This window comes from Shinella zoogloeoides, assembly GCF_003574625.1.
Lineage (GTDB): Bacteria > Pseudomonadota > Alphaproteobacteria > Rhizobiales > Rhizobiaceae > Shinella > Shinella zoogloeoides_A.
Genome location: NZ_QNUJ01000002.1, coordinates 142,859 through 161,115, shown reverse-complemented (window position 1 = coordinate 161,115; position 18,257 = coordinate 142,859). Strand labels below are relative to the sequence as shown.

Genomic DNA, 18,257 nt, shown 5'->3' with positions numbered 1-18,257 from the left:
CGAAACGATGGGGACGGCAGCAAGTTAATCTGATGCGGGATCGTCGTGATGGGCCGGGTCGGAATGAAGCGGCAAGCGGCGCGCCGGCCTAGGCGATCATCGCCTGGTCGTTTGGAAATGACACCAGCACCGGCGTCGCCTTGATCGCGCTGCGGGTTCGGTTGCGCCCCGCGCTCTTGGCTTCGTAAAGCAGCTTGTCGGCGCGTTCGTAAAGTGCAGCGAAACCTTCGCTGCCAAAGATGTTCGTCACGCCCATGCTGGCAGTCACGGGGCGCCCGAGCCCCGAAACGGCATGAGCGACAATTGCGGGAATTGCCTGGCGGCGAAGCTCGGCCTGGGCTTCGGCATCGTCTCCGCGCAAGAGAAGCATGAATTCCTCGCCGCCGAGGCGATACGCGCGAACGTCAGGACTTGCCTGGAGTGCACTGCCCACAGCCTTGAGCACCTCGTCCCCGACGCCGTGCCCGTTCATATCGTTGATCGCCTTGAAATGGTCGAGGTCGATGACAGCCAGCGCGGCGAAGCCTTCGCCGCGAAGTTGCTCGAACTGGCGCTCGATGGCCCGCCGGTTGAACAATCCCGTCAACGCATCCGTTTCGGACAGCCGTTCGAGCAGCTCGGCTTCGTTGCGTGCGCGGTCCCGCTCGCGCTTCATGGTGACGAAGCGCTCTGCCACGCCAAGCGTCGTGAAAAGGACTTCACACGCGCAACCCATATAGAATAGGAACATGGCGTCGGTGCTGTGCAGCCAGGGAACAACACCCGTCACCAGACGAACCAGCCCGACCACGATTATCGGCGTGTAGCCTATCGCCTGATACCTCGCGGCGCGGCTTCCGCGACGCAGAGAATCGATCATGGACAATATGAAGATACCGAGGATCGGCGCAAACGCTGCCGTGTAGGCGCTCGCCTGCATGGGGCGCGCAACGAAGGGAAACGCCGCATGAAACACGCTCAGGAATATCGCCCACACCGCGCAATAGGGTAGCAGACGCCGCAGGAGCGGATGCATCAATCCGGGCTCGATGAAGCTGTGGGTGAACATCGCTCCCGACCCGACCGTCATCCCGAAGATCAATGTCGTCATCCAGCTCAACGTCATCGCCGGAGGATCGAAAAGCACGACTGACAGGCCGGATGAAACCAGAACGGTCATCAGCAGCGAAAGCGTGAGGGCCGAGTGCCAGAGAACGAAAGATTCACGCAGGGCCCGGTAGAACGCTGCGTTGAAGATAAGGGGCATGACGAGCATGCCGGCAAGCCCTGCCAGGACCAGCAGGAACCGCATGTCACCCGTGCCGCCGGCCGGATCCGTCGGGGCAAGATAGGCCCCCTCCAGCGTCATCCGGTGGCTCGGCAGGTCGATCGCGGCGACGACATGCGCGGTCTCGCGCGTCACCTCCGGCAGGGAAGCCTTGAAGTACCCGCCAGCCAGCGAACTGGGCAGGGCGGCCGCGGGAACGGAAGTTTGCCGGACCGCGCCCTCCCGATCGATCGCCAGAAGATGCACCGTCTCAAGTGCACTTCGCCTTGAGAGGAGATATCGGGGAAGGGCATTGTCGGGTGTGATGTCGAAGCGGAGCAATACGCGCTCGGCATCGATGGCGAATTCCCGGGTGCCGCAGGACCACCGGCTTTCCTGCCGTGCTATCGCGACCACGTCCTCCGACAGATCGCCGGATGCCCAGCAGGAACTGCGAATTTCGGAAGAATCCGCTGCGCTTGCCAATGCAGTGCTGAAATATGTCAGCATCACTAGAAGCAGGAAGGCCACCGGACGTCTGTTTCGAAACCCACTCGAAGTCATGCATCTCCGTTAGGGCAAAAAGCTTTTGATGCCGTTAATCGCTGCGGCCCGGCATGGGGCCGATCTTCCGCTGTCACGCTGGAGAGATAGCCGTGCGGGTTCGGAAAATCGCCATCTGGCGGTCTTCGGACGCAGGCCGACAGGCCGGAGGCGCACACCGGCTGAAATTCCTATGGAATTCCTATTTTTTCACCTTCCGGCCGCTCTCGAAAGCCTATCCGGTTCGGCTGCATATTGAAGCGCGGGAGATCGAAGGATCCCTGCGCCAGGTGACTTCGCGGTGCGCTTTCGAAGAGCGTCCGCGGCTTGTCTGGCCCCCGATAACGGAGTCCAGAGTGATGATGGATGTTCTCCTGACAGGCGCGGTGCTCGCCTTCTTCGCATTCTGTGTTGTCTACACGCATGCCTGCGAACGGTTGTGAGGGAGGGTGCGATGTCGTTCGATTATGCGTTCGGCGGCGCCGTTGCCGTCTTCCTGACCATTTACCTCGCCTACGCCCTCATTCGCCCGGAACGCTTCTGAACGGAAGCAATGCTGCCGGTAACGAAAGTTTTGCCCATGACCTTCATCGGATGGCTACAGATCCTTCTTTTCTGCGGGATCGTCCTTGCCTTCGTCAAACCGCTCGGCGCCTATATGACGCGCGTCTTTGCCGGGGAGCGAACCTTCCTTTCCCCCGTGCTCGTTCCCGTCGAACGGGGCCTTTATGCGCTGGCCGGCACCAGCGAGCGCGAGGAGCAGCGCTGGACGGCCTATGCCGTCGCCATGCTGGCCTTCAACCTTGCCGGGCTGCTGCTGCTTTACGCATTGCAGCGCCTGCAGGGCGCGTTGCCGCTCAATCCCGCCGGCATGCCCGACGTCGCGCCGGAACTCGCCTTCAACACCGCTGTCAGTTTCGTCACCAATACCAACTGGCAGAACTACGGCGGCGAGAGCACCATGTCCTATCTCACCCAGATGGCGGGATTGACGGTGCAGAACTTCGTTTCCGCAGCCACCGGCATGGCGATCGCCGTCGCGCTCATCCGCGCCTTCGCGGGCGCATCCGGCAAGACGATCGGTAATTTCTGGGTCGATATGACCCGCGCCACGCTCTACGTGCTGCTGCCGGTCTGTGTCGTGCTGACGCTTGCCTATGTGGCGCTCGGCGTGCCGCAGACCTTCGGCCCCTATGTGGAGGTGACGACGCTGGAAGGCGCAAGGCAGACCATCGCGCTCGGCCCGGTCGCCTCGCAGCTTGCCGTCAAGATGCTCGGCACCAACGGGGGCGGCTTCTTCAACGCCAATTCCGCCCATCCCTTCGAGAACCCCGACGTCCTCTCGAACATGCTTCAGATGGTCTCGATCTTCGCGATCGGCGCGGCCTTCACCAACGTATTCGGCCGCATGGTCGGCAACCAGCGCCAGGGCTGGGCGATCCTTGCGGCCATGGGCGTTCTGTTCCTCGCCGGCGTCACGGTTACCTACTGGGCGGAAGCCTCCGGCAATTCGCTCATGCACGCCTTCGGCCTCCAGGGCGGCAATATGGAGGGCAAGGAAGCCCGCTTCGGCATCGCTCTTTCCTCGCTCTTTGCGGTCGTCACCACGGCGGCCTCCTGCGGTGCGGTCAACGCCATGCATGGCAGTTTCACGGCGCTCGGGGGGCTCATTCCGCTCATCAACATGCAGCTCGGCGAGGTCATCGTCGGGGGCGTCGGCGCGGGCTTCTACGGCATCGTCCTCTTCATCGTCGTGGCCGTCTTCGTGGCGGGCCTGATGGTCGGCCGCACGCCGGAATATCTCGGCAAGAAGATCGAGGCGAAGGAGATGAAGATGGCGGTGCTCGCGATCCTCTGCCTGCCGCTTGCCATGCTCGTCTTCACGGCCATCGCCAGCGTGCTGCCCACGGCGGTCGCCTCCGTCGGCACGGCCGGCCCGCACGGCTTCTCCGAGATCCTCTATGCCTATACCTCGGCGGCGGCCAACAACGGCTCGGCCTTCGGCGGTCTGACCGGCAACACGCCCTGGTACAATGTCACGCTGGGCTTCGGCATGCTGATGGGGCGTTTTCTGGTCATCATACCGGCGCTGGCCATTGCCGGCTCGCTCATCGCCAAGAAGACCGTCCCGGCTTCCGCCGGCACGTTCCCGACGGACGGCCCGCTCTTCGTCGGCCTGCTCGTCGGCACGATCCTTATCGTCGGCGGGCTCACCTTCTTCCCGGCGCTCGCGCTCGGCCCGGTGGTCGAACACCTCGCCATGCTGGCCGGACAGACCTTCTGAGGATTGGCCATGACGCTTCGCACGACAGGTTCCTCTCCTTCGTCCCCCGTTCGCAGGGGGGCGATGCCAGCCCGATGGTGTGCTTCCAACCTCATCCTGGTGATGCTGGTCGCGATGATCGCCATCGTTTCGATCATCGAATTTCTGCGCGGGTGACCGCGTCCGTTTCAACGCTGGAGTCTCGTATGAGCCAGGCAAAATCCGCGAGTATCCTCGATTCTCGCATTCTCGTTCCGGCAATCGGCGCAGCATTCACCAAGCTGAACCCGCGCACGCTCGCCCGCAATCCCGTCATGTTCGTCGTGGCGACCGTCTCGCTGCTGACGTCGCTCCTCTTCCTGCGCGATCTGGCATCCGGTGGCGGCGGCCTCGCCTTCTCCTTCCAGGTCAATCTCTGGCTCTGGTTTACCGTGCTCTTCGCCAATTTCGCCGAAGCGGTCGCCGAGGGCCGGGGCAAGGCGCAGGCGGATTCGCTGCGCCGCGCCCGCAGCGAGACCCAGGCCAAGCTGCTCGCGGCAAACGGCTCCGCCGAGTACAGGCTGGTGCCCGGCACCAGTCTCAAGGTCGGCGATCTGGTGCTCGTCGAGGCCGGGGATATCATCCCCTCGGACGGCGAGGTCGTCGAGGGCGTCGCCTCGGTGAACGAGGCGGCGATCACGGGCGAATCCGCTCCCGTCATCCGGGAATCGGGCGGAGACCGCTCGGCCGTGACGGGCGGCACGCAGGTCCTCTCCGACTGGATCCTCGTGCGCATCACCGCCGCCGCCGGCTCGACCTTCCTCGATCGCATGATCGCGCTGGTCGAGGGGGCGGAGCGCCAGAAGACGCCGAACGAGATCGCGCTCAACATCCTGCTCGCCGGCATGACGCTGATCTTCGTTCTGGCGACCGTCACCATCCCGAGCTTCGCCTCCTATGCCGGCGGTTCGATCCCGATCATCGTGCTCGTCGCCCTGTTCGTCACGCTCATTCCGACGACTATCGGCGCACTGCTCTCCGCCATCGGCATTGCCGGCATGGACCGCCTCGTCCGTTTCAACGTGCTCGCCATGTCGGGGCGGGCGGTGGAGGCGGCGGGCGATGTCGATACGCTCCTGCTCGACAAGACCGGGACCATCACGCTCGGCAATCGTCAGGCGACGGCCTTCAGGCCGGTGCGCGGGGTCACCGAACAGGAGCTTGCCGATGCCGCCCAGCTCGCCTCGCTTGCCGACGAGACGCCGGAGGGCCGCTCCATCGTCGTTCTTGCCAAGGAGAAATACGATATCCGCGGCCGGGACATGGCCGGCCTCAAGGCGAGCTTCGTGCCCTTTACCGCCCAGACCCGCATGAGCGGCGTCGACCTCGAAGGGGCACAGATCCGCAAGGGCGCGGTCGATGCGGTGCTGTCCCATGTCGGCGCCGGCGCGTCTTCCGATGCGGTGCGCGAGCTTCAGGCCATCGCCGAGGAGATCGCAAAAGCCGGGGGCACGCCGCTGGCGGTGGCGAGGGAGGACAGGCTGCTCGGCGTCGTCCAGCTCAAGGACATCGTCAAGGGCGGCATTCGCGAGCGTTTCGCGGAATTGCGCCGCATGGGCATCCGCACGGTGATGATCACCGGCGACAATCCGATGACGGCGGCGGCCATTGCGGCGGAAGCCGGCGTCGACGATTTTCTCGCCCAGGCCACGCCGGAGAACAAGCTCCAGCTCATCCGCGAGGAGCAGGCCAGGGGCAAGCTCGTCGCCATGTGCGGCGACGGCACCAACGATGCGCCGGCCCTTGCCCAGGCCGATGTGGGCGTTGCCATGAACACCGGCACGGTCGCCGCCCGCGAGGCCGGCAACATGGTCGATCTCGACAGCGACCCGACGAAGCTCATCGAGATCGTCGAGATCGGCAAGCAATTGCTGATGACCCGCGGCGCGCTGACGACGTTCTCCATCGCCAACGACATCGCGAAATATTTCGCGATCATCCCGGCCATGTTCCTCGCCTTCTATCCGCAGCTCGGCGTCCTGAACGTCATGGGCCTGTCGAGCCCGCAATCGGCCATCCTCTCGGCGATCGTCTTCAACGCGCTCATCATCGTCGCGCTGATCCCGCTTTCGCTGAGGGGCGTGAAGTACCGCGCCGTCGGGGCCGGTGCGCTCCTCTCCCGCAACCTGCTGATCTACGGCCTCGGCGGCATCGTCGTGCCCTTCATCGGCATCAAGGCGATCGATGTCGCCATCACCGCCCTCGGCCTTGCCTAAGGAAATCGACCATGTTCAAGCAACTGCGCCCGGCAATCGTCATGATCCTTGCCACCACCGCCATCACCGGCCTTCTCTATCCCGCCGCCATGACCGGCATCGCGCAGGCCGTCTTCCCGCGGCAGGCGAATGGCAGCCTGATCGAGAAGGACGGCCGGGTGATCGGCTCGGCGCTCATCGGACAGGCCTTCACGAGCGACCGGTATTTCCATGGACGTCCTTCGGCTGCGGGGAATGGCTACGCCGCCGCCGGCTCCTCCGGCTCCAATCTTGGCCCAACCAGCCGGAAGCTGATCGACCGGGTGAAGGCCGACTACGATGCGGCCAAAGCCGCCGATCCGACAGCGGAGGTGCCGATCGACCTCGTCACCGCCTCGGGCAGCGGTCTCGATCCGCACATCTCGCCGCAAGCCGCCTACTTCCAGGTGGCGCGCGTGGCCAGGGCGAGGGGGCTGGACGAGGCTGCCGTCCGTGCGCTGGTCGACCGGCAGGTCGAGGGCCGCAAGCTCGGCTTTCTGGGGGAACCGGTCGTGAATGTGCTGCGTCTCAACATGGCGCTTGACGGCGCGCCCTCGTAAACTGAAATGAGCTTTCCCGGGCGGCCGGGAACAGTGGATGGATGCTCATGCCGGACGACAATCGCGAGATCGACAGCAGGCCATCGCCGGACGCCCTCCTGGACCGCGCGGAGCGGGAAACGCGCGGGCGGCTCAAGATATTCCTCGGTGCCGCGCCGGGCGTCGGCAAGACCTACGAGATGCTGATGTCCGGCCGGGCGCGGCAGGCAGACGGCGTCGATGTCGTCATCGGCGTCGTCGAGACGCACGGCCGCGTGGAAACGGCCGCACTCGTCGAGGGCTTCGAGGTCGTCGCCCGGCGGAAGATCGAATATCGCGGGCAGCAGCTCGAGGAGATGGACCTCGACGCGATCCTTGAGCGCCGGCCGGCGCTCGTCCTCGTCGACGAGCTTGCGCATACCAATGTCGCCGGCGCCCGCCATCCCAAGCGCTACCTCGACGTCGAGGAAATCCTCTCGCGCGGCATCGACGTCTATTCGACGCTCAACATCCAGCATGTGGAGAGCCTCAACGACGTGGTGGCGCAGATCACGCGCATCAGGGTGCGTGAGACCGTGCCCGATTCCATCATCGACCGTGCCGACGACATCGAGATCATCGACATAACGCCCGACGACCTGATCAAGCGGCTGGCGGACGGCAAGGTCTATGTGCCGAAGACGGCGAAGCGGGCCATCGAGAACTATTTCTCGCCCGGCAACCTGACGGCACTGCGGGAGCTCGCATTGCGGCGCACCGCGCAGCGGGTCGACGACCAGTTGCTCAACCACATGCAGGCGCATGCCATTTCCGGTCCGTGGGCGGCCGGCGAACGCCTGCTGGTCTGCATAGACCATGGTCCGAAAGGCGCCAGTCTCGTGCGTTACGCGCGGCGCCAGGCCGATCGGCTGCGGGCGCCCTGGGCAGCGCTGCACCTCGAAACACCGCAGTCGGCAGGCCTTTCGGAAGAGGACAAGGACAGGCTCGCCGCCAACATGCGCCTTGCCGAGCAGCTGGGCGCCGAGACGGTGACGCTGCCGGCGCTCGCCCCCTCGCGCGAGATCATCGCCTATGCGAATGCCAACAACTTCACCCACATCGTCGTCGGCCGCCCGGAGCGGTCCGGCTGGCGACGGTTCTGGCAGGGCAACGTCACCTACGACCTGATCCGTCATGCCGGCGATATCAGCGTGCACGTCATCTCCGGTGATGCGAGGGCGGAAGAACCGCGGCGGGGCGTGAGGAGCGCCGAGGCGCTGCAGCCGTTCCGTATCAGGCCGTACCTGCTCAGCGTGGTCTTCGTGGCGCTGGCGATCCTCGCCGGGGTCGCGCTCAGCCAGACGCTCGACGTCCAGAACCTGGCGCTGGTCTTCCTGATGGCGGTGCTCGCGGCCTCGGTGCGCGGCGGCCTCGGCGCCGGCCTGTTCGCCTCGATACTCGGCGCGCTCGCCTTCAATTTCTTCTTCCTGGAACCGCGATATACCTTCACGGTCCGCGATCCCGAAAGCCTCGTCGCGCTGTTCTTCTATTTCGGCGTCGCGCTCGTCGCTTCCAATCTCACCGCGGCCGTCCACCGCCAGGCGGCCGCTGCCCGCCAGCGGGCGCGCATGACGGAAGACCTCTACCTCTTCTCCAGGAAGCTCGCCGGTACCGGCACGCTGGACGATGTGCTGTGGGCGACCGCCTTCCAGATAGCGTCCATGCTCAAGGTAAGGGTCGTCATTCTGCTGCCGGAGGCGGGAGTGGTCGCCGTCAAGGCCGGCTATCCGCCCGACGACACGCTTGTCGACGCCGATATCGCCGCGGCCAAATGGGCCTGGGAGCACAATCGTCCGGCCGGCCGCGGTGCCGACACGCTGCCGGGCGCGCGGCGGCTTTACCTTCCCATGCGCACCGGCCGCGAGGCGGTCGGCGTCATCGGTCTCGACAACGACCGGCAGGGGCCGATCCTGGCGCCCGAGCAGCGCCGTCTTTTCGATGCGCTTTCGGATCAGGCGGCGCTCGCCATCGAGCGCGTGCAACTGGTCTCCGATGTCGACGGCGCCCGGCTTGCCGCGGAGACGGACAAGCTTCGTGCGGCGCTGCTGACCTCCATCTCCCACGACCTGAAGACGCCGCTTGCCGCCATCATGGGTTCGGCCGACATGCTGAAGGATCTCGGCGTCCGGCTTGACGAGGAGACGCGGCGCGAGCTGTTATCCACCGTCATCGACGAATCCGAGCGGCTGAACCGCTTCATCGCCAACCTGCTCGACATGACACGCATCGGCGCAGGCGCGATGGAGCCGAACTATGCATGGCACTTCGCGGGCGATATCGTCGGCTCGGCGCTCGCACGGGCGGCGAAGATCGTTTCGCATCACAGGGTCGAGGTGCATATTCCCGAGACCTTGCCGATGCTGAGGGTGGATCCGGTGCTTTTCGAGCAGGTGCTGTTCAATCTCATCGACAACGCCGCCAAATACGCGCCGGACGGCACATCGATCGAAATCGACGGTCGACAGGACGGGAATACGATCATGCTGAGCATCAAGGATGAAGGCCCCGGCATTCCTTCCGGCGATATCGAACGCGTCTTCGACAGCTTCTACCGGGTGCGCAAGGCGGATCAGGTGCGCGCCGGCACGGGACTCGGGCTCTCCATCTGCCGCGGCTTCGTGGAGGCGATGGGCGGCACGATCACCGCGGCGAACCGCGCCGATCGCTCCGGCGCGGTCTTCACGATCCGCATGCCGGCCATGGCCGGGATGTCCATGCCGGGAGAAGACGAATGACCGGCGCCGGCGTCCGCATCCTGGTCGTCGACGACGAGCCGCCCATCCGCAAGCTACTGCGCGTCGGGCTTTCCGCGCAGGGCTATGTCGTGATCGAGGCGATGAATGCCAGGGTGGCGACGGAACTGGTCAAGTCGGAAAGGCCCGATTTCATCGTGCTCGATCTCGGCCTGCCCGACATGCCGGGGCATGACCTTCTGGCCAGATGGCGCGGCGAGGGGGTGGACCTGCCGATCATCATCCTGTCGAGCCGCACCGACGAGGCCGGCATCGTGAAGGCGCTGGAACTCGGCGCGGACGACTATGTCGCCAAGCCCTTCGGCATGAACGAGCTGGTTGCGCGAATTCGCGTCGCCCTGCGCCATCGGCTGCAGAGCCACGGGGAAAAGCCGGTCTTCCAGGTCGGCGATCTCTCGGTCGATCTCGTCAAGCGCATCGTCAAGGTGGCCGGGGAGGAGATAAAACTCTCGCCGAAGGAATACGACATCCTGCGCATCCTCGTGCAGCATGCCGGCAAGGTGCTGACCCATCGCTTCCTGCTCGAACAGGTCTGGGACGGCCAGACCGACGTGCAGTATCTGCGCGTCTATGTCCGCCAGATCCGGCAGAAGATCGAGCGCATGCCGGACCAGCCGCGATACATCCTCACGGAAACCGGCGTCGGCTACAGGCTCGCCGACGAGGGCTGACGCATCCTGCGCTGTTCGGGGAAGTACCCCCTCGTCCTCACGATTTTCTCATCCGGAGAATGTCGCCGTGCCCGTGAGGCGCCCACGCTTCATTCCCTGGCAACAAACTCCCGCCGCACGATACCGTGGCGCTGCAGCTTGTCGTAGAAGGTCTTGCGGGGAATGCCGAGCGCCACGAGCGTCTGCTGCACGTTGCCGCCGTGAGCGGAAAGCGCATCGCGGATAATCTCGGCTTCCAGCCTGTCCAGTTGCTCGGGAAGCGAGCCAGCGCCCGTCGCCTGCGAGGAGGCGGCGGCCGTGGCCGCACGCGACACCATGCCGAGGACGGCGCGTTCGGCGAAATGCGAGAGTTCGCGCACATTGCCCGGCCAGTCATGCGCGCGCAGGTGCCGCAGGATATCGCTGGAAAGGGCCGGTGCGGCGCGCTGGAACCGTTGCGCCGCGCGCTCGGCGAAGTAGCTGAAGAGAAGCGGGATGTCTTCCCGCCTCTCGCGTAGCGGCGGGATCAGGATCGAGACGACGTTCAGGCGATAATAGAGATCTTCCCGGAACGCCTTGCGCTGCCCGGGATCGGAAAGATCGACCTTGGCGGCTGCGACGATGCGGATATCGACGGGGCGCACCTCGTTGGTGCCCAGCGGCGTTACCTCCCGCATTTCCAGTACGCGCAGCATCTGGATCTGGGTGGAGAGCGGCATGCTCTCCAGTTCGTCGAGGAAGAGCGTGCCGCCGCTTGAATGCTCGATGCGGCCGATGCGCTTTTTCTGCGCGCCGGTGAAGGCGCCGGGTTCGTGGCCGAAGAGTTCGCTCTCGATGACCTGCTCGGGCAAGGCGCCGCAATTGAGCGCCACGAAATTGCCCTTCGCACGCCGGCTCCAGCCGTGCAGCAGGCGCGCCACGACTTCCTTGCCGCTGCCGGTCTCGCCCGTCACCAGCACGTCGACGTCGGTATCGGCGATCTGGCGAAGTGTCTGGCGCAGGCGCTCCATGACGGGCGTCTGGCCGATCAGCGGGATGTCGTCCTCCGCCTGCCGCGCCGCCTCGCGAAGGCGGCGGTTTTCGAGGACGAGGCTGCGTCTTTCCGCGGCGCGGCGCACGCACTGGATAAGGCGCTCCGCCGGAAAGGGCTTGGCGATGAAATCGTAGACGCCGTCCTGGATGGCCTTGACGGCCGTGGGAATGTCGCCGTGGCCGGTGATGAGGATGACGGGGATCTCCGCGTCGAGGGCGCGGATGCGCTCGAAAAGCTGGAGGCCGTCCATGCCCGGCATGCGGATGTCCGAGACGACGACACCCGCGAAATTCAGGTCGAGCTGTGGCAGTGCTTCGGCGGCGGATGCGAAGGGCGTGACGAAGAAGTCGGCAAGCTCCAGCGTCTGCGCGGTGGCGCGCAGCAATTGCCGGTCGTCATCGATGAGGAGGACGGGCGCGTTCATGTTCCAGCCTTTCTGAGATGGACGCGGAACGTGGCGCCGGACGCATTCGTCTCGACCTCGATCCGTCCGCCATAGTCCGAGACGATATCCTTGGCGATGACGAGACCCAATCCGAGCCCCTTTTCCTTCGATGTGTTGAAGGGCTCGAACAGTTGGGCGAGGATCGCATCCGGAAGGCCGGGGCCGTTGTCGGAGACATGGAGAACGATGTCGCGTTCGCTTACGGCGACGGTGACATCGACCCGGCCGTCGTCCTGCGCCTCGACGGCCTCCAGCGCGTTCTGGAAGAGGTTGATCAGCACCTGCTCGAGCCGGAGCCGGTTGCCGCGAACCGTAAGGTTCGCCGGCAGCGGCGCGATCCTCAGCCGCTCCAGCCTGCCGGTGAAGCGGCTGCGCAGCAGCAGGACCGCGCCGTCGATGACGTCCCGCAAGGCGACGGGTTCCTCGGCGGTGCTGCCCTTGCGGGCGAGAGCCTTGAGGTCTTCCGTAATGGTGGCGATCCGCTCCGTCAGGCCGGCGATATGGTCCAGGTTTTCCAGTACGGGCCCGGACCTGCCACGGCTGAGAAACACCTTGGCATTGTCGGCATAGGCGCGGATGGTGGCGAGCGGCTGGTTGATTTCATGGGCGACGCCCGCCGCGACCTGCCCGAGAATGGCAAGGCGGTTCGCCTGCACCAGATCCTGCTGGGTGGCCTGCAGTTTCGTCTCGGTCATGCGATGGTCGGCGATCTCGGCTTCGAGATGGTCGCGCGCGCGGCTGAGATCGCTGGTGCGTTCGATCACGCGACGCTCCAGCTCTTCACGCGCTGCCTGTTCGCGTGCGGCATTGGCGCGTGCGACCTGCCGCCGGCGCAGCCAGAGGGCGGCGAGAAAAGCGCCCGCCCCGAGAAGCAGGAGGGTCAGGAGCCGGGCTTCACGCATGCCGGCCGCAACCGCCCGGCCCGCCGGCATGAGATATTCAAATTGCCATGGCGTCGAAGCGACGGGCGCCGTGATACGCAGGTAGGTCTCCGCGCCGCCGCCCGGCAGGAGGGCGCGTACCAGATTGCCCTCCGCCTGCCTCTCGAAGGGAAGGGGCAGAAGCGGGGCCGCGCCGAACTGCAGGCTTTCCCGGATGGCGGCAAGGCTCTCGGCCGGCAGCGGCTCCGTGCTCATGAAGCGCCAGGACGGGATGCTGGTAATCAGCACGATATGATGGGCATCGACGACATAGGAGGGACGCTGTGTCTCGCGCCAGTCCCTTTCGAGCTGGTCGAACTCCATCTTGACCACGACGACGCCGAGCGGAGCGTCGACCGGGCCGATGCGATGCGAGATGTAAAGGCCCGGCCTCTTGCTGACCGAGCCGAGCGCGAAATGTTCGGCCGTGCCCTGCTGCATGGCGCGGGAGAAATAGGCGCGGAACGTGTAGTCGTTGCCCACGAAACTCGTCGGTTCCCGCCAGTTGCTCGCGGAGATCGCGATGCCGCTGGCGTCGATGACGTAGATCACCGCCGCACTCGTGCCGGCGACGAGTTCCTCCAGCTTCCGGTCGAGAAACCGGCGCTTGGCCTGTGCGTTATCCGTCAAGGCGTCGGTGACGTCCCGGTCACGCGAAAGCAGGAAGGGCAGGGCGCGCGGGCGTTCCAGCACGGCGCGCAGCAAGGCGACCTTGAGGTTGGCTTCCGTCCTTCCCTGTTCCTCCAGCATGGAAAGGGCGGAGGACCGTCCGTAGACGCCGGCCGCATGGAGCGCCCCGAGCGAAAGGGCGAGGAGCAGCACGGTGAAGACAAGCCACTGCCGCCGCGTCGAGCGGGAAAGATCGGCGGCGGTGCGGTTGGCCGTGACGTCCATCGTCAAATTTGAGCATGAAATCGCACGATATTCAATCGAGCCTGTGCGGATAGTCGCACAAATTCGCCTGGGTCCTCTCGGTGCGAAAGAAATAGATCAATAATAATCGGCGCTTAGTCGCCTCCACGCGACTTGGCACATCCCTTGCTGATCTAGCCGGCAGTTACAGCAAGCCACCCCGGGAAGAGCCGTTTCATCGGTGGGGGTGCGAAAGGAGGAAGCCGTGCATATCTCGTCCGCCGTCACCGAAACGCGTGACCCCAAACCGTTCTACACCCATCTGTATTTCCAGGTGATCGTCGCCATCATCGCGGGCATGCTCGTCGGCCATTTCTATCCCGATTTCGGCGCCAGCCTGAAGCCGCTCGGAGATGCCTTCATCAAGCTGGTCAAGATGATCATCGCGCCGGTGATCTTCCTGACTGTCGCCACCGGCATTGCCGGTATGTCGGACCTTAAGAAGGTCGGCCGTGTCGCCGGCAAGGCGATGATCTACTTCCTGACATTCTCGACTCTGGCGCTTGCCGTCGGCATGGTCGTCGCCAATGTCGTGCAGCCGGGCGCCGGCATGCATATCGCGCCGGCCTCGCTCGATGCCAATGCGGTCGCGACCTATGCCACCAAGGCGCATGAATCGACCATTACCGGTTTCCTGATGAACATCATCCCGCAGACCATCGTCGGCGCCTTTTCCGATGGGGATATCCTGCAGGTGCTGTTCTTCTCGGTTCTGTTCGGTATCGCGCTCGGCATGGTCGGCGAACAGGGCAAGCCCGTCGTCGATTTCCTGCAGTCCCTGACCTCGCCGATCTTCCGCCTTGTCGCCCTCCTGATGAAGGCCGCGCCCATCGGCGCCTTCGGCGCCATGGCCTTCACCATCGGCAAGTACGGCATCGGTTCGGTTGCCAACCTCGCCTTCCTGATCGCCACCTTCTACATCACCGCGTTCCTCTTCGTCTTCGTGGTGCTGGGAGCTGTCGCCAGGTACAACGGCTTCTCCATCCTGGCGCTCATCCGCTACATCAAGGAAGAGCTGCTGCTCGTTCTCGGTACCTCGTCGTCGGAAGCGGCGCTGCCGGGCCTGATGCAGAAGATGGAAAAGGCCGGCTGCAAGCGCTCGGTCGTCGGCCTTGTCATTCCGACGGGGTATTCGTTCAATCTCGACGGCACCAACATCTACATGACGCTTGCCGCGCTCTTCATCGCCCAGGCCATGGATATCTCGCTGCCGATCGGCGACCAGATTCTCCTCCTGCTCGTGGCCATGCTGAGCTCGAAGGGGGCTGCGGGCATCACGGGCGCTGGCTTCATCACGCTGGCCGCGACGCTTTCGGTCGTGCCCTCCGTGCCGGTCGCCGGCATGGCGCTGATCCTCGGCATCGACCGCTTCATGTCCGAATGCCGTGCGCTGACCAACTTCGTCGGCAATGCCGTCGCGACGATCGTCGTCGCGCGCTGGGAAAACGAGCTGGATGTCGAAAAGCTCAATGCGGCGCTGGAGGGCGGCGCCACCGGGACGCTGGCCGAAGTGCCCGCCCTGTCGCCGGCGCAATAAGGCTGGAAGCAGGGATTATCCCGAAATCATGCAGATATACGGGCATCCGGTGAAGGCTGGATGCCCGTACCGTTTTCAGGCGCCGTCGAAACGGTGTTGGCCCATGGCCATGTGCTGGTTCGAGTGATCCGCATGTCAGACCAGAATTGAATGACCTGGAGTTTACTCGCCGGAACGGATGGGGTGTTCGAGAAAACCGCATGCTTTTGAACATATTTTTCTAACTTCTTAATTGCCCGTTATCGCTTTGGCCCGATGTTGTTTCGATCTGGACCGAGGGGGCAACATGCGTTGGTTTTCAGCGTTTGCACGCAGCAAATCTGGCAATTTCGGGATGCTTGCAGCCTTGGTCAGCGTGCCGTTTTTCGGCGCCGCCGGCGCTGCGATCGACTTCAGCCAGGCCGTCTTCATTCGGTCGCAACTTTTCGATGCTGCGGATGCCGCCGCTCTGGCGGCCATTACTGAAAAATCGCAAGGGGTTGCCGAAGCGGTCAAGATGGGTGCCGATGGCGAGGTCAAGATCGCCGCGGAGGATGGCCGTCTGTTCTTCCTGGCGCAGCGCCCCAATGCGTTGACGGACGTGACCCTGTCCGTCGACATGTCTGTCTTCAAGAAGGGCAGCAACCTGAACTCCCGCGTCGACTTCACGGCGGAGATTCCAACGACCTTCATGAGGATCCTGGGGAAAAATTCGATCACCGTCTCGGGAACGGCGACGGCCACCTACCAGACGGACAGCTTTATCGACTTCTTCATGCTGCTCGACAACACCCCCTCCATGGGCGTGGGTGCAACTCCGGCAGACGTGACCAAGCTCGTCAACGCCACCTCCGACAAATGCGCCTTCGCCTGCCATATCGTCAACAACGGCGTCAGCGATAAAAACAGCTATTACAATCTTGCACGCAAGATCGGCGCGACGATACGCATCGACGTCGTCGCGAAGGCGACCGCCGCCCTGATGGACGAGGCTGTCAGTACGCAGAAATACTCCGGCCAGTTCCGCATTGCCGCCTATACGTTCGGTGAAGCGGCGACGGACGTGAAGCTTTACACGGTCTCGAAACTGACTGCGGATCTTTCCGCGATCAAGAAGGCGGCCGAGAATATCAAGCTGATGAGCATACCTTATCAGGGCTACGACAACGACCAGCAGACGAGCTTCGATGACGCCCTGACCAAGATCAATGCCGAGATCGACCAGCCTGGCGACGGCACCACCATGACGAATCGTGAGAAGATCGTCTTCTTCGTCGCAGACGGCGTGGGCGATAGCAACAAACCGAAGGGCTGCACGAAGAAGCTCACCGGCAATCGCTGTCAGGAGCCGATCGATGTCAAGTATTGCAAGGCCTTGAAGGATCGCGGCATCCGGGTGGCCGTCCTCTATACGACCTATCTCCCCCTGCCGACGAACGATTGGTACAATTCCTGGATCAAGCCCTTCCAGAGCGAGATCGGCGGCAAGATGAAGGAATGCGCAAGCGACGACCTTTATTTTGAAGTCAGCCCCACGGAGGGCATCGAGGCAGCCATGAAAGCCCTTTTCATCAAGGCTGTAAAAAGCCCTCGCGTCACGAGTTGATGAGGACGGCGGATTTCCCGCAGCCGCCTGCTCGCCAAACCCGATGGATTGCGTCCGGGTGAATCTCCCTGGCCAGGCGCCTTGCGCAAACGCTCCATGATCATGCCCAAACGGCAAAAACGGGCATTTCCGTTTTCGTCGATTGCCTGAACGACATCGCCATGTTCAAAGGAACCACCTGATTTGTCCAATTCGCTTTTGTCGAGGCGAATGGGAATGGGGGAGTTTCGAGTGATGGCCAGGGTATTCGGTAAGTCGTCGGCGGAAGCTGTTCAACGTGAGAAGGGGCGTCTGGCTGCGCTTGAGCAACTCGACCTTTTCAATGGTCCGCGTGACAGTGGCTTCGACCGGATCGTTCGGCTGATCCAGCAGGTATTCGATGTCGAAATCGGCCTTGTTTCATTCATCGACGGGCATCGGCAATGGTATCAGGCCTGTTCGGGCCTTTCTGCCGATGAGGTGCCTCTTGAAGACACCTTCTGCCGCTATGTCGCCGCCGACGAGCAACCGATGATCGTGCAGGATGCGATGAAGGTTCCGCGATTTGTCGCGCATCCGGCCGTCACGGGCCCTGAGCATATCCGCTTCTATGCCGGCGTGCCGCTGAAGACGAAAGCCGGGATCACGATCGGTACGGTCTGCGCGATCGACCGGGCGCCTCGCTCCTTTGGCCGCAGGGATCTCTGCGTTCTCGAGGAGCTGGCGGGAGTGGCGATGGACAGGATCGAATTGATGCAGACCGCCTCCACAGACAGCCTGACCGAGGCACTGACCCGCCGCGCCTTCAAGCGGGAGGCGGAGCAGCTTATCGCCGCCGCACTGCGCCACAAGCACGATCTCGCCTGCATCTTGCTCGATGTCGACCGTTTCAAGCTGGTCAACGATACGCATGGCCATGCAGCGGGCGACGAGGTGCTGAAAGCCGTTGCCGCGACCTGCCGCGCCAACCTTCGCGCCAGCGACCTGTTCGGGCGGCTCGGCGGAGAGGAGTTCGCGATCCTGCTCCCCCATATTGGGGCGGAGGACGCGATGGCCGCGGCCGAAAAGCTGCGGGCGGAAGTTTGCGCCCGGCCGATCTGCGGGGACTTCGGCACGCTCGCCGTGACCGCCAGCTTCGGGGTCTCGGCTTTGTCCATCGTCGGACGGGATGTCGATACCCTGCTGGCCCAGGCGGATGCCGCAATGTACCGGGCAAAGGGCAGTGGCCGCAATCGCTGCGTTTCCTGGTCCTCGATGCAGGCCGCCAACGGGATGGGCGCGCGCCGCCGCGTGTTGAAGGCGGGAAGTGTCATCTTCAACGATCGCCGCTCGACGGTCGACTGCACCGTGAAAAGCCTCGGCGTGGATGGCGCGGGCATTACGGTCACCAACACGGCCGGCATCCCGTCGGAGTTCCGGCTCGCGATAAAAGCGGAGGGATTTGAGACGGCCTGCTCCGTCATCTCAGGCGACAGGCAGAACCTCGAGGTCGCCTTCCGCTGATCGTGCAAGCGTCAGGCGATTCATCGGTCTCGCGTCT

13 protein-coding genes are annotated in these 18,257 nt (G+C 64.0%); 10 read left to right on the top strand and 3 right to left on the bottom strand.

Features of this window, described 5'->3' with window-relative positions:
* Nucleotides 1-88: 88 nt before the first annotated feature.
* On the bottom strand, nt 89-1,777 hold the full coding sequence (locus DSD28_RS04230; RefSeq protein WP_245424741.1) for a sensor domain-containing diguanylate cyclase: 1,689 nt from the start codon (nt 1,775-1,777) through the stop codon (nt 89-91).
* A 466-nt stretch (nt 1,778-2,243) separates the two neighbouring features.
* On the opposite strand from DSD28_RS04230, the gene kdpF reads away from it, so the two are divergent.
* The 7 genes from kdpF to DSD28_RS04195 are packed head-to-tail and all read left to right on the top strand — an operon-like array spanning nt 2,244 to nt 10,327.
* Nucleotides 2,244-2,333 (top strand): K(+)-transporting ATPase subunit F, encoded by a 90-nt coding sequence (gene kdpF, locus DSD28_RS04220; protein ID WP_119255110.1) that lies wholly within the window; start codon nt 2,244-2,246, stop codon nt 2,331-2,333.
* Between the two features lie 36 nt (nt 2,334-2,369).
* The gene (gene kdpA, locus DSD28_RS04215) at nt 2,370-4,073 is read left to right on the top strand and encodes a potassium-transporting ATPase subunit KdpA (protein ID WP_119255109.1); all 1,704 of its coding nucleotides are present in this window, start codon (nt 2,370-2,372) and stop codon (nt 4,071-4,073) included.
* 9 nt (nt 4,074-4,082) lie between these two features.
* Nucleotides 4,083-4,229 carry a hypothetical protein gene (locus tag DSD28_RS25760; RefSeq protein WP_162911249.1) on the top strand — a complete coding sequence of 49 codons (147 nt, stop codon included), beginning with the start codon at nt 4,083-4,085 and terminating at the stop codon, nt 4,227-4,229.
* Nucleotides 4,230-4,258: 29 nt separating this feature from the next.
* Nucleotides 4,259-6,307, top strand: a complete 2,049-nt coding sequence (kdpB, locus tag DSD28_RS04210; protein WP_119255108.1) for a potassium-transporting ATPase subunit KdpB — start codon at nt 4,259-4,261, stop codon at nt 6,305-6,307.
* Between the two features lie 11 nt (nt 6,308-6,318).
* Nucleotides 6,319-6,885: a potassium-transporting ATPase subunit KdpC gene (gene kdpC / locus DSD28_RS04205; protein ID WP_119255107.1), complete on the top strand. Its 567-nt coding sequence runs from the start codon at nt 6,319-6,321 to the stop codon at nt 6,883-6,885.
* A 47-nt stretch (nt 6,886-6,932) separates the two neighbouring features.
* Nucleotides 6,933-9,638, top strand: a complete 2,706-nt coding sequence (locus tag DSD28_RS04200) for a sensor histidine kinase (protein ID WP_119255449.1) — start codon at nt 6,933-6,935, stop codon at nt 9,636-9,638.
* Nucleotides 9,635-10,327: a response regulator transcription factor gene (locus tag DSD28_RS04195; protein WP_119255106.1), complete on the top strand. Its 693-nt coding sequence runs from the start codon at nt 9,635-9,637 to the stop codon at nt 10,325-10,327. The genes DSD28_RS04200 and DSD28_RS04195 overlap by 4 nt, the downstream gene beginning before the upstream one ends.
* An 89-nt stretch (nt 10,328-10,416) precedes the next feature.
* Here DSD28_RS04195 and DSD28_RS04190 read toward each other — a convergent pair whose 3' ends face one another.
* Together DSD28_RS04190 and DSD28_RS04185 are read right to left on the bottom strand one after the other, a co-directional pair.
* Entirely contained in the window at nt 10,417-11,763 is a 1,347-nt protein-coding gene (locus DSD28_RS04190; RefSeq protein WP_119255105.1) for a sigma-54-dependent transcriptional regulator, read from the bottom strand.
* A complete protein-coding gene (locus DSD28_RS04185) occupies nt 11,760-13,598 on the bottom strand; it encodes a sensor histidine kinase (protein ID WP_119255104.1) in 1,839 nt (612 codons plus the stop codon). The genes DSD28_RS04190 and DSD28_RS04185 overlap by 4 nt, the downstream gene beginning before the upstream one ends.
* Nucleotides 13,599-13,821: 223 nt before the next feature.
* Here DSD28_RS04185 and DSD28_RS04180 point away from each other — a divergent pair, with 223 nt between their 5' ends.
* The 3 genes from DSD28_RS04180 to DSD28_RS04170 all read left to right on the top strand — a co-directional run bounded on the left by DSD28_RS04180 (nt 13,822) and on the right by DSD28_RS04170 (nt 18,220).
* Complete coding sequence (locus DSD28_RS04180) at nt 13,822-15,153, top strand: dicarboxylate/amino acid:cation symporter (RefSeq protein ID WP_119255448.1); 1,332 nt, start codon at nt 13,822-13,824, stop codon at nt 15,151-15,153.
* 286 nt (nt 15,154-15,439) lie between these two features.
* The gene (locus DSD28_RS04175; RefSeq protein ID WP_119255103.1) at nt 15,440-16,738 is read left to right on the top strand and encodes a TadE/TadG family type IV pilus assembly protein; all 1,299 of its coding nucleotides are present in this window, start codon (nt 15,440-15,442) and stop codon (nt 16,736-16,738) included.
* A 234-nt stretch (nt 16,739-16,972) separates the two neighbouring features.
* Nucleotides 16,973-18,220, top strand: a complete 1,248-nt coding sequence (locus tag DSD28_RS04170; protein ID WP_432430838.1) for a diguanylate cyclase — start codon at nt 16,973-16,975, stop codon at nt 18,218-18,220.
* Nucleotides 18,221-18,257 lie beyond the last annotated feature (37 nt).